14 protein-coding genes, 1 tRNA gene and 1 pseudogene are annotated in these 14,305 nt (G+C 37.8%); all 16 read left to right on the top strand.

Going from position 1 to position 14,305, the window contains the following annotated elements; genetic code table 11:
• Positions 1 to 247: 247 nt before the first annotated feature.
• The 16 genes and pseudogenes from QME58_11705 (at position 248) to QME58_11630 (ending at position 13,684) form a co-directional block, all read left to right on the top strand.
• Positions 248 to 1,904 (top strand): annotated as a pseudogene (locus QME58_11705) (class I SAM-dependent DNA methyltransferase).
• On the top strand, positions 1,901 to 3,091 hold the full coding sequence (locus QME58_11700; GenBank protein ID MDI6804488.1) for a restriction endonuclease subunit S: 1,191 nt from the start codon (positions 1,901 to 1,903) through the stop codon (positions 3,089 to 3,091). The pseudogene QME58_11705 and the gene QME58_11700 overlap by 4 nt, the downstream one beginning before the upstream one ends.
• Positions 3,088 to 3,648 (top strand): four helix bundle suffix domain-containing protein, encoded by a 561-nt coding sequence (locus tag QME58_11695; GenBank protein ID MDI6804487.1) that lies wholly within the window; start codon positions 3,088 to 3,090, stop codon positions 3,646 to 3,648. Before QME58_11700 ends, QME58_11695 begins: the two co-directional genes overlap by 4 nt.
• Positions 3,649 to 3,715: 67 nt before the next feature.
• A complete protein-coding gene (gene arsM, locus QME58_11690) occupies positions 3,716 to 4,483 on the top strand; it encodes an arsenite methyltransferase (GenBank protein ID MDI6804486.1) in 768 nt (255 codons plus the stop codon).
• Entirely contained in the window at positions 4,484 to 4,825 is a 342-nt protein-coding gene (locus QME58_11685; GenBank protein ID MDI6804485.1) for a translation initiation factor, read from the top strand.
• A 227-nt stretch (positions 4,826 to 5,052) separates the two neighbouring features.
• Positions 5,053 to 5,126 (top strand) — tRNA-Arg (locus tag QME58_11680).
• A 49-nt stretch (positions 5,127 to 5,175) separates the two neighbouring features.
• Complete coding sequence (locus QME58_11675; protein MDI6804484.1) at positions 5,176 to 5,865, top strand: tetratricopeptide repeat protein; 690 nt, start codon at positions 5,176 to 5,178, stop codon at positions 5,863 to 5,865.
• A 57-nt stretch (positions 5,866 to 5,922) separates the two neighbouring features.
• Positions 5,923 to 7,272 carry an MATE family efflux transporter gene (locus QME58_11670; GenBank protein ID MDI6804483.1) on the top strand — a complete coding sequence of 450 codons (1,350 nt, stop codon included), beginning with the start codon at positions 5,923 to 5,925 and terminating at the stop codon, positions 7,270 to 7,272.
• Between the two features lie 2 nt (positions 7,273 to 7,274).
• Positions 7,275 to 9,374, top strand: coding sequence for a SpoIIE family protein phosphatase (locus QME58_11665; protein MDI6804482.1), 2,100 nt, complete (start codon positions 7,275 to 7,277; stop codon positions 9,372 to 9,374).
• 16 nt (positions 9,375 to 9,390) lie between these two features.
• Positions 9,391 to 9,744, top strand: coding sequence for an STAS domain-containing protein (locus QME58_11660; GenBank protein MDI6804481.1), 354 nt, complete (start codon positions 9,391 to 9,393; stop codon positions 9,742 to 9,744).
• Positions 9,745 to 10,182, top strand: coding sequence for an ATP-binding protein (locus QME58_11655; protein ID MDI6804480.1), 438 nt, complete (start codon positions 9,745 to 9,747; stop codon positions 10,180 to 10,182). It abuts the gene before it with no gap.
• A 1-nt stretch (position 10,183) separates the two neighbouring features.
• Complete coding sequence (locus tag QME58_11650; GenBank protein ID MDI6804479.1) at positions 10,184 to 11,902, top strand: PP2C family protein-serine/threonine phosphatase; 1,719 nt, start codon at positions 10,184 to 10,186, stop codon at positions 11,900 to 11,902.
• Positions 11,903 to 11,960: 58 nt separating this feature from the next.
• Positions 11,961 to 12,200, top strand: coding sequence for a nucleotidyltransferase family protein (locus QME58_11645; protein MDI6804478.1), 240 nt, complete (start codon positions 11,961 to 11,963; stop codon positions 12,198 to 12,200).
• Between the two features lie 53 nt (positions 12,201 to 12,253).
• Positions 12,254 to 12,406, top strand: a complete 153-nt coding sequence (locus QME58_11640) for a DUF86 domain-containing protein (GenBank protein MDI6804477.1) — start codon at positions 12,254 to 12,256, stop codon at positions 12,404 to 12,406.
• 38 nt (positions 12,407 to 12,444) lie between these two features.
• Positions 12,445 to 12,993: an HDIG domain-containing protein gene (locus tag QME58_11635; protein MDI6804476.1), complete on the top strand. Its 549-nt coding sequence runs from the start codon at positions 12,445 to 12,447 to the stop codon at positions 12,991 to 12,993.
• Between the two features lie 16 nt (positions 12,994 to 13,009).
• Complete coding sequence (locus tag QME58_11630; protein ID MDI6804475.1) at positions 13,010 to 13,684, top strand: class I SAM-dependent methyltransferase; 675 nt, start codon at positions 13,010 to 13,012, stop codon at positions 13,682 to 13,684.
• Positions 13,685 to 14,305: the final 621 nt, after the last annotated feature.

The raw sequence follows: 14,305 nt of genomic DNA, 5'->3' as shown, positions 1-14,305 counted from the left end.
AAAAATTGAAGATGCCATAAAAACATTCCCCCTTAAAAAGGGGGAAACGAAGGGGGTCGATAAAACCAACAGTGAACAACAAAAATTATCGGAATGAAAAGAGATTGCCAAATAAATACACCGACCCCCTGTAGTCCCCCTACATTAGGGGGACGGTTATCCGCAACTGTGCAAGCCATAACTTTTCACCTTGTGAAAGGGAAAACACAAAAGGGGTCGAAGAATATAAAGATGAAAGTAAATACAAATGCTAACCGATCCAATTCTAAAATCTAAAGTCGATGCTCTCTGGGATAAATTCTGGTCGGGCGGTATCGCCAACCCAATCACTGCCATCGAACAGATGTCGTATCTAATATTCCTAAAGCGGCTTGAAGATATGGACAATGCCCGCGCGGCGGCAGCGAAAAGGCGTGTAGGACGAAGTGATACTTCGTCATCAGGTGAGCGAACTGACAGTTCGCTCTACAAGTCGATATTCAAAGGCAATGAAAAGTGTCGCTGGTCTTACTGGAGTCAGTTGCCGGGCGACCAGATGTTGAAGCATGTGCGGGATACGGTGTTTGATTTTCTCCGCAATCTCGGAAGTGAAACAAGCTCGTTCACTCAGTACATGCAGGATGCTGTCTTTATCATACCAAAAGCATCGCTGCTGCAAGAGGCAGTAAAGATTATAGACGATATGCACATCAGCGAGCAAAACATCGATGTGCAGGGCGATCTTTATGAATACCTTCTCATGCAATTAACTACAGCGGGGAAGAACGGACAGTGGAGTTTATCCCGCCGAACGGCGGGACATGCCGAGGCACATCATAAGAATGATTGTGAAGTTAGTTAACCCGAAAGTGGGCGACAGGATTTGCGACCCCGCCGCAGGTACGGGCGGATTCCTCGTGAATGCTTATGAACATATTCTTGAATCGAATACAAGTGCCGATGTGCTTGAGTACGACAGCGAAGGCAAGCCGCATCATCTCATCGGCGATAAGATTGCAGATAAGAAGCTTTTAAAATTCCTGAAAAGTCAGGCGCTTACGGGCTACGATTTTGATTCTACAATGACGCGAATCGGAGCGATGAACCTGATGCTTCACGGGATTGATAATCCCAATTTCCGTTATATGGATGCTCTCTCGAAAACTTTCAAGGAAAAAGAAATATACGATGTAATACTTGCCAACCCGCCGTTTAAAGGTTCTATAGACAAGAGCGACATCAACGAGCGGTTCAGTGTGAAGACAACTAAGACGGAGCTTCTTTTTATTGAATTGATGTACGACCTGCTTGTAACAGGCGGACTCTGCGGTGTGATTGTACCCGACGGTGTTTTATTTGGAACGAGCAACGCTCATATCGAGACAAGAAAAATCCTCATCGATAAATGTAAACTTGAGGGAGTTATTTCAATGCCATCGGGTGTGTTCAAACCGTATGCGGGTGTATCGACTGCCGTGCTTGTTTTCCAGAAGGGAGGAACCACGGACAATGTCTGGTTTTACGATATGGATGCAGATGGATTTTCGCTGGATGATAAGCGGCAGAAGACAATGGAGAATGATATACCGGACATTGTGAAGGAGTGGAAAAACCGAGCCAGTCATCCTGAATTCGTTTCAGGATCTAAACTCAGCGGCAAGGATCAGATTCCGAAACACCTGCCCGCCGCTTCACTCAGGCAGGCGGGAGTTCGGAATGACGGAGTTGGTAGGAAAGGCAAATGCTTCCTCGTCCCTGCCGATGAAATCCGAGCCAACAAGTATGACCTTTCCATCTCACGTTACAAAGAGATCGAGCATAAGGAGATTGAGTACGAGAAGCCGGAGTTGATTATGAAGAAGGTTTCGCAGTTAGAGAAAGAGATAAGTTCAGCAATAAATGATATAATTAAGGAATTAAAGTGAGCCGAATCTTTCCCGAAGTAGACCTTTCATCAATAGCATGGTTTCAGGAAGGGCCTGGAGTTAGAAATAATCAATTTACCGATAAAGGTGTAAAGCTACTGAATGTCAGAAATATAGTTGATAATGAATTAGTGGTTAATAACACAACAACACACATTTCCGTCAAAGAGGCTTATTCTAAATACAAGCATTTTATGGTTGAAGAAGGTGATCTTATTATTGCTAGTTCAGGAATCAAGGTAGATTACTTTAATAAGAAAATTGCATTTGCAAAAAAGGGACATTTACCTCTTTGTATGAACACTTCTACCATCAGATTCAGAACTCTTGATCCAAGAATACTTGATATCAATTATTTTCAATTCTACCTAAGAACAAAACATTTTACAAAACAAGTCGACCGTCTTATTACTGGTTCTGCACAACTGAATTTTGGACCGAGTCATTTGAAGCAAATGAAGGTTTTACTTCCCCCGCTTCCCATCCAAAAGCAAATAGCGGCGATACTTGAGAAAGCCGATGCGGCGCGGGAGAAGCGTCGGCAGGCAAACAAACTCACCGAGCAGTTCTTGCAGTCGGCGTTTTTGGAAATGTCTATAAAGAAGAATTATAAAAAATTACCAATTAGCGAATTTATTACTGGAACCCAACAGACTGATCCGAAAAAGGAACCGAACAAGTGGTTTAAATATATTGATATAGAAAGTATTGATAACAAAGCTGGACGCATTACAGAAACCAAAGAATTTTTTGGTAAGGTTGCACCAAGTCGGGCGAGACGTGTAGTAAAAAGAGGTGATGTGATTGTTTCGACTGTAAGACCAAACCTTAATGCGACTGCATTAGTTTCAGCGGAATATGATGGTCAATTATGTTCAACAGGTTTTTGTGTGTTGAGAACAAACAATAAGATGAACAACAGATATCTTTTCGCTTTTACCCGGCTTCCTGCGTTTGTGAAGCAACTAATCTCTAAGATGAAAGGTGCATCCTATCCGGCTGTGAATAATTCTGATGTCCTCGACGTTAGGATACCTGTTCCACCTCTTTCCGAGCAACAAAAGTTTGCCACGCTGGTCGAGAAGGTCGAGCAGCTGCGGGCGAAGCAGTGTGAGTCGGAAAAAGTGTTGGAGAATTTGTTTGGGAGTCTTATGCAGAAGGCATTCAAGGGAGAGTTACTATCATGAATAATGAAAATAAAATAATACCACCGCATGGTGGTTATCAAAAATTAAAATCCTATCAAATGGCAGAAATTGTTTATGATGCGACTGTGAGATTCTGTGAGCGGTTTATAGACAAACGCTCGCGAACTGTAGATCAAATGGTGCAGGCAGCAAGAAGCGGCAAGCAAAACATCGCGGAGGGTAGTATGGCATCAGGCACTTCAAAGAAAACAGAAATCAAGTTGGTTGGCGTAGCCCGTGCAAGTCTGGAAGAGCTGCTTTTAGATTACCAAGATTTTCTAAGACAACATGGGTTGCAGTTATGGGGGAAGGATGATACTAGGGCGAAAGAAGTTAGGAATGTTGCTTACAAGGTGGATAGGTCATACGAGTTGTATAGGACATATGTTGAAGATTGCATACCAGAGATCGCGGCAAACACTATTATCTGCATTATACACCAAACAAATTACTTGCTAGATCAACAGCTACGCCAACTTGAACAGGCATTTTTAAAGGAAGGCGGCTTTACTGAAAAGCTCTACAAAGCAAGACAAGATGCTATAAAAAAATCGTGAATGAGTTTTGCATACCTCTATTATTTTTAGTAGGTTATTATTGTAAATAAAAACTTAAAAGTGACTTATGGATACTAACAATAAAATAAAAGAAAACGTAAAACAGAAATATGGGCAGATCGCTAAGGGCGATTTGAAACTGGAAGCTGTTCAAAGTTCCTGCTGCTCATGCGGTAGTAACGACGGCAAAGTTGTATTCGACATGTCTGCACAATATAAAGATTCTGACAGAGCGGCGATTCCTGACGGTGCAGACCTTGGACTTGGTTGTGGAACACCCGCCGCTTATGCAGATTTAGAAGAAGGAATGACGGTTCTTGATTTAGGATCAGGCGCCGGTATCGATTGCTTTATTGCAACGAAATATATTGGCAGTACCGGTAAAGTAATCGGTGTAGATATGACAGAAGAGATGATTAGCAAAGCAAACGAGAACAAGATAAGAATAAGTGCGACTAATGTAGAATTCCGTTTCGGAGAAATTGAAGCTCTTCCTGTCGAAAGCAACACAATCGATAGAGTCATTAGTAATTGTGTTATCAATCTTGTTCCAGATAAACAAAAGGCGTTCAGTGAAATTTACCGCGTGTTGAAGCCGAATGGAAAATTTTCTGTCTCGGATATCGTTGTTGATGGTGTGATTTCTGAAAAAGAGCGGCAAGATGCAGCACTCTGGGCTGGCTGTATAAGCGGCGCACTGAGCCGGAATGAATACATCGGCATCATCGAGAATGCGGGCTTCCACAACGTTAATATTGTTTCTGAAAAGAAGTACGATTACACTCTCGAATCGGGTGGTGGGCTTTACTCGATTACAGTAATAGGGACGAGATAATTGGCTCATCAAAAAACATTAACATCTCTTTCGGATTTGGAGCAGCTTTTACCGGGAACTGAACGGAATAAACCTCAGGTCCAAAACATCCCTTCCCGGCATAAGCACGATGGTAAAGGTATGGTTGTCCGTGTTTTGCTGGATAAGAAAGGAAGAAAAGGGAAAATAGTAACGATAGTTTCGGGTTTACAACATAATCCAAGCACAATGGAAGAAATTGCCCGCATATTAAAGCAGTATTGCGGGGCTGGTGGCACTGTGAAAGAAAGACGAATCGAAATCCAAGGTGACAATAGAACACGTGTGATAGAAAAACTCAAGAAAATGAATTACAATCCCTGAAGATTTGTTAAAAACACTTATTTTTTGTAATTTAAACCGTCAAAAAATGTGTTGATTATAAAATTACACAAGGCTTAACCTTGATAATAGCCAATTGTTAATAGTAAATTGCTAATTGACTATTGACCATCCCGCTTCATTTCATTCAGCGGGATTCTCAAAGTTACATATAAGTTAGCATCACGGAGTTCGCTAACTTGTGTAACTTTGGAATTGACCATTAATCCGCGCCCGTAGCTCAGCTGGATAGAGCGACAGCCTCCGAAGCTGTAGGCCGCGCGTTCGAATCGCGCCGGGCGTACTTTATTAAATTATTATTTTTTCAACTAAACATAAAGGTATTCAATCAAATGCTTCGTCCTAAAAAGAAACTCTCAAAAAAAGTAATGAAAGTTGATCCTCTCCTTACAACTTACTCTAACTTACTTAACTTCTACGAGAAAAATAAAAAACATATTTCTTATGCTTTTACAGGTCTGGTAGTAGTGGTAATCGCTATTGTCTTCTATTTAAATAACCGTGCGGCAAACAACGAGCTTGCCTCAATTCAATTAGGAAAAATATTCCAATTCTACGACCAAAATAATTATCATGTTGCAATAGATGGACAACCCGAAAAAGGTTTGAACGGTCTGAAAAAAATTGTAGATGAATACGGAGGTACAAAATCAGGAGAAATGGCACGATTTTATTTGGCTAACGCATATTATGAAATCGGTGAAACCGATAAAGCTCTTGCAGAATATGAGGATGTAAGTTTTTCTGACAAACTTTTACAGGCTTCGGTTTATGCAGGGATAGCCGGTTGCTACGAACGTAAAGCTGATAATTTGCAGGCAGCAAAGTATTATGAAAAAGCAGCTAACAAAGTATCTGACAACGTTCTGACACCTGAATACCTCAGCTTAGCGGGGAGAAATTACGGAAACGGTGGTAAAAAAGAGAATGCAGTAAATATTTTTAAACGGATCAAAAAAGAATTCAAAGAAAGCAATGTTGCTCGTGATGCCGACAGGTATATTGCAGAATATTCCAACTAATACTTTTTGATTTTTTAACAACCCACCCTGAAATACTACGGGGTGGGTTTTTCATTTATGAAATTATTTCCAGATAAAAATATCTCGAAAGAGATAATGAGCATTGCCCTTCCTGTTGTGGGAGGATTAGCCACGCAAATGTTACTTTCGTTGGTCGATACGGCGATGGTAGGGCGACTCGAAAATTCGAAAGTAGCATTAGCTGCTCTTGGGTTGGCTTTTTTAGCTTCTTGGGCAATCACAAGTTTATTTTCGAGTCTGAGTACAGGAACCCATGTTCTTGTAGCTCGTCGGCAGGGAGAAGGCAATCTGCATGGTGTGAGCGAATCTTTGAATAACTCTTTACTACTTTCTATTATCCTTGGAATAGTGTTTGCCATTATTGGCTATTTATTTTCGTTCGAAATTATGGATTTCTTTTCTAAAGATAAAGCAGTAGCTGCTGAGGGGGCTGGCTATATGGCTTTCCGGTTTTTAGGGTTGCCTTTTTTTCTAATGATTGTATCTTACAGAGGGTTCTTTTACGGTATCGGGCATTCGAAAGTTATTTTGCAATCTGCAATAGTTGTGATGGTTCTTCATATCACTACAAATTTTCTTTTGATTTTTGGGAATCTCGGTTTTCCAAAAATGGGTTTAGCCGGTGCCGGCGTATCTTCGTTCATCAGTCTAGTCTTCGGGTGGTTGGTTCTTGTGTCTGTAACTTTTATGAAGGAATATCGAATAACCTACAGCTATTACAAGCATATTCATGTATCGAAGGAAACTATCAAACAAATTTTAAAAATATCAATACCTGTATCTTTACAAAATGTATTAATACTTTTAGGTTTTTTGATATTTGTAGCTGTAACCGGAATTATCGGAACCGCTGAACAAGCTGCAAGTCAAGTTGTAATAAGCACACTCTTTATATCATTCATACCATGCTTTGGGTTGGGTGCGGCTGCACAAACTCTTGTAGGTCAATCGTTGGGGCGTGGCAATCCGCTGCGTGCGCAAATCTACGGCTTTCAAACTGCAAGAATTGGTACATACTTTACTTTTGTTATCGGTTTTATATTTATTGTTTTCCCGGAATCAGTTTTATCGATTTTCACAACAAACGCCGAGGTAACTAAACTTGCAGTACCCCTTTTACAGATTGCCGGTTTATCTCAATTATTTTATGGCGGTGGTATAATATTAGCTAACTCGCTTCAAGCAGCAGGAGCAACGGTTTATGTAATGTGGGTCGAAGTGATTACCCACTGGGTTTTATTTTTACCTCTCACATATATATTCGGAGTTTTATTGCAAGGTGGAATTATTGGCGCTTGGTGGGCTCTTCCGGTTTACGTCATTATGTTTTTAGCTTTGAATTATTTTAAATTCCGATCTAAAACTTGGATGAAAATTAAAATTTAAGAATGAATATAAAGTTATTACAACGGTTTGGGAAAATATTTTACTTGATTACCGGTTTTACTCTGTTCATGATTGGGTTAATTTTAGATGTAATAGGTAAAAACGTCGGGCCTGTATTTGCTCAAATCGATTTAATAAAAATCGGTGCGTTCGTTGCTTTTTATCTTTTTATACAATCATATTGGAAGAGGGAATCGATTCCGTTAAAAAGATTAACAGCAATTCTTATACTCGGCACAGTAGTTTTGGGAATATCTTTACTTCTGGCAGTTGCAATCGGAACTGAATTCGAATTTAAAGGTTCTTCTCTCATTCCAAACAATTACTCAACAATTTTTATCTCAAATGCGTTGGCTGTAATAATTGGTGTCGCAGCAATTATCTTCATATTACTCTTAAGAGATATACTTGTGTATAAACCGAGAAGATATACAAAACGTAACTTTTTAATTTTGGTAATCGGTCTTTTAGCTGCAACTTTTTCTGCGATCAATTTAAATCCATACGAATCACGTTTGGTAACTACAATACTCTTCGGAATATTTGTTCTCCTCATCCTCATCAATTCGTTTCGAATGCCCTGGATTGTTTTTTTGAAGAAACGCGAAAAGGTGTTAACTATTGTTTTCACTTTTTCAACACTCGTAATATTTACGGCTCTGAGTATCATTTTTCAGGATAATTCATCAGCCGGAAAATCTATTTTATATTTTTCCCACTCTCTAAAATATTTTGTTGATGGGACATTCCTTTTTGTTCTCTTATATTCTTTGATAGCATTTTTGAGTACGATATTTCATCTACCTACATCGGATACATTTGATAGAAAGATGAGCGAAGTTGCATCGTTGCATAACTTGAGTAAACTTGTAACTCAGGTTTTGGACTTTAACGAACTGGTGGATTCGGTAACCGGTATGACGCTCCAAGTATGCGAAGCAAAAAGTTCGTGGCTCGAAATTATTCAACCCGCTGAAAAATTAAAAAACTTAAAACCTGAACAGTCCGGTATTTATGTAGCGGCTCAAAAAAATATATCAGTGCCCGATATAGATCATATCAATCTTTCGTCTTCTTTTACGTTACGTTCATCAGTTATCAACGATCGAAAACCTGTGATGATTGATGATTTCAAAAACGACACTAGAACTCAGCATCTGAACAATCTTGAAAGTAAATTCGGTTCTATCCTTGCAGTGCCTTTGATCGCTCGGAATGAGCTTGTCGGGATATTGTATGCAACAAAGGAAACAGAATATGGGTTTGACCGTGAAGATTTGGAAGTCATCTCGGCTTTTGCTGATCAAGCTGCCGTGGCGGTTGATAATTCAAGATTGATCGAAAAATCGTTTGAGCGCGAACGCCTGATGCGCGAGATGAATTTAGCACAGGAGATGCAAAAGAAATTGCGGCCGCAAACCATACCGAATATTGAACATATTGAACTTGAAGTTTTCTCGTCTCCGGCGTTCGAAGTAGGCGGCGATTATTATGATTTTATGATGATTGATGATAAACGTTTAGCGATTGTTATCGGCGATGTTTCAGGCAAAGGTGTTTCGGCGGCTTTTTATATGGCTGAAATGAAAGGCATCTTTCAATCGCTGTGTAAAATATATCCTTCACCAAAAGATTTTCTTGTAAACGCAAATCAGGCAATATCCTCGAGCATCGATAAACGATCGTTCATTAGTTTGATATATGCCGTCCTAAATATTGAGACCGGAGTTGTTACAAGTGCGAGGGCGGGACATTGCCCGTTTATTTTGGCGAAGGAATCTGACGTCAGTTTTGTCCGACCTAACGGGATTGGTTTAGGTATGGGGAACTCAGAACTTTTTACAAAGTATATTCAAGAGAGTCAAACTCAATTGAACTCAGGTGATGCTGTGATTTTTTACACTGATGGGATTACCGAAGCACACACAAAAGACGGGGATGAATTTGGTTACTCACGTTTGCTTGAAGCAATAAAAAACAATCGGGACAATTCTGCAATAGATATCAGAGATGCAATAATATCATCGGTAAATAAATATATGCAGAACCAACCACCGCATGATGATACTACTTTAATCATTCTAAAATGGCTGCGAAATTAAAATAAAGGAAATATAAATGACTAATTTTAAAATTAATTTTCGTGAAAGTTCAAATATCCAGATTATTGATTTAAAAGGATATCTTGATGCTCATACCGCACCTGACTTTGAAAATGCAATTCAAAAAATTATTAATAATAAGCAATACAATATAATTGTGAACTGTAAAAACTTATCCTACATCAGCAGCGCAGGTTTAGGTGTGTTTATGGCATACATTGAAGAAGTCAGGAAAAACAAGGGTGACATTAAAATTACAAATATGTCTTCCAAAATTTATAACGTGTTCGATATTCTTGGTTTTCCACTGTTGTATGAAATTATGAACACTGAAGAAGACGCACTCAAAAAATTTACAAAAAGTGTTTAGATGAAAATTGTTAAGAATAAATCTTACTCGAATGGGATTACTATTGAAAGCACAACAGCAAATCTGGTTGTGGTTCGTAAGTTCGTTACTGACGCAGCTTTAAGTTCAGGTTTTGACGAAGATACAACAAATAGGATAGTTTTAGCAGTCGATGAAGCGTGCACCAATATCATCCGCCACGCATATAAAAATATTAGCAACAAACCTATTGAAGTTCGTATCATTCAAAATAAAAATAAATTCGAAGTAATGATTACCGATTATGGTAAACCTTTCGATCCCAATTCTGTCAAAGAACCTGATATTAAAGATAATTTCAAAAATTATAAAAAGGGGGGATTTGGTATTTTTTTAATGCGTTCTCTTGTGGATGAGGTAGATTTTCGCAGAGATGAGGGGCAAAAAAATATTGTTCGCTTGATTAAATATTTTAACTGATATGCTTAATCATAAAAAAGAAAACCGAGCAGACTCGGTTACAAGATTCGATGTGAATTCGCTTTTTGAATTTAGCAAAGTTGTAAATTCAGATGTATCGCTTCAATTTATATTGAATCATTTTATACTTACGGCGATGGGGAAACTGCTCTGTATAAGGGGAATAGTTATTTTAAAAGTAGAGGAACAAACTTTCCACACCGAAACTGTGAGGGGATTCATACTTGATGAGAGAATGAAAAATATTGTTATTACACAAAAGCTTAAGTCGATTATGTATATAAATTCGATAAAGAAAAAAAATGAAAAGTGGGTTACAATATTAAATAAAAACGAAATCCAGGTTCTTATTCCTTTAATATTTAAAAATAATGTTTTAGGAGCGTTAGGAATTACAAAATTATCAAGGAAGAAATTAACGAACGAAGAAGAAACTTACATCAAATCACTCTCGAACATTGCCGCAGCGGCTATAGCACAAAAGCTTAGTGTCGATAAATTAATCAAAGTAAACAGGGAGCTTGATAAACAAATCCACCAAGCTACCACACTCTTTGATTTGGGGAAAGAGTTTTCAACTATACTTAATCGCGAACGTGTTATAAAATTGTTCTCTCTATCGTTGATGGGCCAAATTGGTGTGCGTCAATTTGCGATTTGTTTGAAAGAGGGGAATGAAATGAAAATTGTTTCTTCTCGATTCCACGGTCCGATTGATACTTCAGTAATATGCAACCATTCGGAGTTTGAAAACCCCATGCTGGTTTCGGAAATCGTTGCATCCCAAAAACTTAAAAATGAATTAAAGGAAATTGGCATCAGTGCTATTATTCCGATGAAAATGCAGGATGAAGTAAAAGGGGTTTTAGTAGTAGGCGAAAGAATAGCAGGAATACCTTACACACAAAGTGATCTCGAATATATATATTCGATTGGAAACTTGTTGTTGATTTCACTTGAAAACTCACGTCTTTTTAAAGAAGCGGTAGAAAAACAAAAAATAGAAGACGACCTTTTGATAGCACGTGAAATCCAAAGAGGACTGCTTCCGAAAAAGTTACCCAAATTTACAAGTTACGATTTAGATGCTGTAAATATTTCTTCGAAGCATGTTGGCGGCGATTATTATGATGTTATCCAAATCAGCGACGATAATTTTATTATTGCGATTGCCGATGTATCAGGCAAAGGAACACCCGCTTCACTTTTAATGGCTAATTTACAAGCGATGATACGTGCTTTAGTTCCGCTCAAACTTCCACTTTCTGAATTGACTAAGCGTGTTAACGATTTGATATGTGAAAGTACCGGAAACGATCGCTTCATTACATTATTTTTGGCAAGTGTTGATAAAAAACATAAATCGTTGACTTATGTAAACTCGGGACACAATCTACCTTTTGTTCTAAGAAAAGATGGCATGATTATGCGTTTAGAAAAAGGCGGACTTTTGCTCGGTGTGATGAAATCAACTACTTACGAAGAGGGGATAATGCAACTTGTTACCGGAGATGTTTTGGTGCTATTCACCGATGGGGTTAGCGAAGCAATGAACCCCGATGGGATTGAGTTTGGAGAAGAAAGATTGTTGAAAATCATCAAATCTAAAAAAAATGAATCTGCCGAAAAGATTAAAGAACAGATTATTTCAGAAGTTCAAGAATATAGCGGCGGTCATCAATCGGATGATATAACTTTGTTAGTGTTAAAAGTTTGTTAATGAGTTGGTATTTTTTGAATTTAATTCTACATTGAATATATTATTAAAAATGAACGGTATGAAAACACTAAACGAAATAATTACGATACTAAAAACTAATGAACATTATCTAAAGCAAAAGTATAAAATTAAAAATATAGGTCTATTTGGTTCGGTGTGTCGTGGTGATGCAACGGATGATAGCGATATTGATATTTTAGCAGAATTCGAAGAACCAATCGGGTTAGAATTTGTAGATTTGGCTCTAGACCCTGAAAAGTTATTAGACAATAAAGTTGATCTCGTTTCTAAAAAATAAAAAATTACACACTTGGGTTAACTTATAATGATTTTCTAAAAGATGACAAAACGATAGATGCGGTTATTAGAAATTTTGAAATCATAGGTGAAGCTGCCAATCAAGTACCTGAATCAATACAGGAGAAGTGTCCGGAAATTGAATGGTATAAAATAATCGGATTGAGAAACAGAATTATTCAAGAGTATTTTCGGTGTCAATGTTGAAATATTATGGAAAATATTTTAGATAGAGAGTTATGACGATGAATAGTAATGAAGCACTCAATATAATGCACGAATACACAAAGAACGATGCTCTGCGTAAACACATGTATGCTGTAGAAGCGGCGATGCGGGCTTATGCCTCTAAGTTCGGTGAAGATGAAGAAATGTGGGGAGTTGTTGGATTACTTCACGACTTCGATTACGAAATGTATCCAAATATACCCGACCACCCGTTAAAGGGTTCGGAAATTTTGAAAGAAAAGGGAGTATCTGAAGAAATTCGCACTGCGATTCTCGGTCATGCTTCATTCACAAATGTTCCACGCGAAACGTTGATGGCTAAAACTCTTTTCGCTGTGGATGAATTATGTGGTTTTATTTCAGCATGCGCCCTCGTCCGTCCTAATAAGATATCCGACCTTGAAGCGTCATCTGTGAAAAAGAAAATGAAAGATAAAGCATTCGCAAAGAACGTGAATAGAGATGAAATTATACAAGGAGCAACAGAATTAAATATTGATTTGACTGAACACATTAACTTTACAATTGAAGCGATGAGATCAATGGCATTGAATTTAAGTTTATAATATCGAATAAACTATGATAGATCGAATTTTAGAACCGGAAGTAATGGATACAATGGAGGATGCAATCGAGTACGATGCAATGGATTTTACTGAAGTGAACACTTCATTCGCTGAACGTGCAGTAGAAATACTCCCAGACGAAGGGTTAGTTTTAGATTTAGGTACAGGTAGTGCGAGAATTCCAATTTTAATTTTACAACGAAATCGTAAACTAAAAATCATTGCTGTCGATCTTTCTGAAAATATGTTAAAAGTCGGGAAGATGAATGTTGATACATATAATTTCTCTGCAAGCGTCGAATTAATAATTGTGGATGCAAAAAAATTACCCTATCCCGACAACCATTTCGATGCAGTAATCTCAAATAGTCTTTTGCATCATATACCTGATCCTCTTCCCGTCTTAAAAGAGATCAACAGAGTCTCAAAAAGCAAAGCTGGTATTTTGATACGCGACTTGATTCGCCCCGAATCGTTCTCCATCGTCGAAGCTCTTGTTCAACAATATGCAGGTGATTGCGACGAACATCAGAAAAAATTATTTCGCGATTCTCTGATTGCTTCTTTTACAATTGATGAAGTAAAAATTTTAGTAGAACAATCAGGCATAAAAGATTCAGTTGTTATTCAATCATCCGACCGGCATTTGTCGATTGAAAAAGTGTTTACGAATAATTATCGGATTAGTTAAAATCAATGCGTAGGTGTGGAGCCGATAATATTTCAGTCAGTGCAAATTTTCAGTTAATTTCATCACAGGGGTAGGCAGCTCGATAAGTTGCCAATTTGGTTGCTAAACAATATTGTTACTTTTGTAACTATTTATTGAAAAAATTAGAAAATTCACTGAAATTGTTCCCAGTTTATAATTTGTAATAGAAATAAATGTTTCCATAAACACTTTAATAACAATCAGTTATGAATTTCGACTTGGACTTGTTTAATATTTTCAAATTTTTGGCACTTAATAGGTAATCAAGAGGGAATTCACTGCCCCATATACAATCTGTAAATTTTATCCCTAGGCGAGATAACCTAATAAAATTAGGAATCTCGCCTTTCTATTTTTATTCCGTTTTTAAAAAAACGAAGTATCGAAAAAAATCAACACATTTTCATATATGGTAAAAAGTTACCTCTGTTATTTTTAGTTTTTGGAAATTATTAGATTTTCTTGTAAAATTTATAGGAATATGACCTAATTTTTCCTTTTTTTGTCTGGCATCATTATTGGATTTATTTCATCGGATTTACATTTATCAATAGTTATCAAGTTCTCACACAATAGGCGGCTTACTGCCGCATCAGTCCA

This window comes from Bacteroidota bacterium (assembly GCA_030017895.1).
GTDB lineage: Bacteria > Bacteroidota > Ignavibacteria > UBA10030 > BY39 > JASEGV01.
Note: the sequence above shows the minus strand (reverse complement) of the source record. Positions and strands in the feature narration are given on the sequence as shown.

Excerpts from the sequence above, each read along its gene's own strand:
- arsM (MDI6804486.1), top strand. The coding sequence starts at position 3,716 with ATGGATACTAACAATAAAATAAAAGAAAACGTAAAACAGAAATATGGG.
- QME58_11650 (MDI6804479.1), top strand. The coding sequence starts at position 10,184 with ATGCTTAATCATAAAAAAGAAAACCGAGCAGACTCGGTTACAAGATTC.
- QME58_11660 (MDI6804481.1), top strand. The coding sequence starts at position 9,391 with ATGACTAATTTTAAAATTAATTTTCGTGAAAGTTCAAATATCCAGATT.
- QME58_11695 (MDI6804487.1), top strand. The coding sequence starts at position 3,088 with ATGAATAATGAAAATAAAATAATACCACCGCATGGTGGTTATCAAAAA.
- QME58_11645 (MDI6804478.1), top strand. The coding sequence starts at position 11,961 with ATGAAAACACTAAACGAAATAATTACGATACTAAAAACTAATGAACAT.
- QME58_11655 (MDI6804480.1), top strand. The coding sequence starts at position 9,745 with ATGAAAATTGTTAAGAATAAATCTTACTCGAATGGGATTACTATTGAA.
- QME58_11665 (MDI6804482.1), top strand. The coding sequence starts at position 7,275 with ATGAATATAAAGTTATTACAACGGTTTGGGAAAATATTTTACTTGATT.
- QME58_11670 (MDI6804483.1), top strand. The coding sequence starts at position 5,923 with ATGAAATTATTTCCAGATAAAAATATCTCGAAAGAGATAATGAGCATT.
- QME58_11675 (MDI6804484.1), top strand. The coding sequence starts at position 5,176 with ATGCTTCGTCCTAAAAAGAAACTCTCAAAAAAAGTAATGAAAGTTGAT.
- QME58_11635 (MDI6804476.1), top strand. The coding sequence starts at position 12,445 with ATGAATAGTAATGAAGCACTCAATATAATGCACGAATACACAAAGAAC.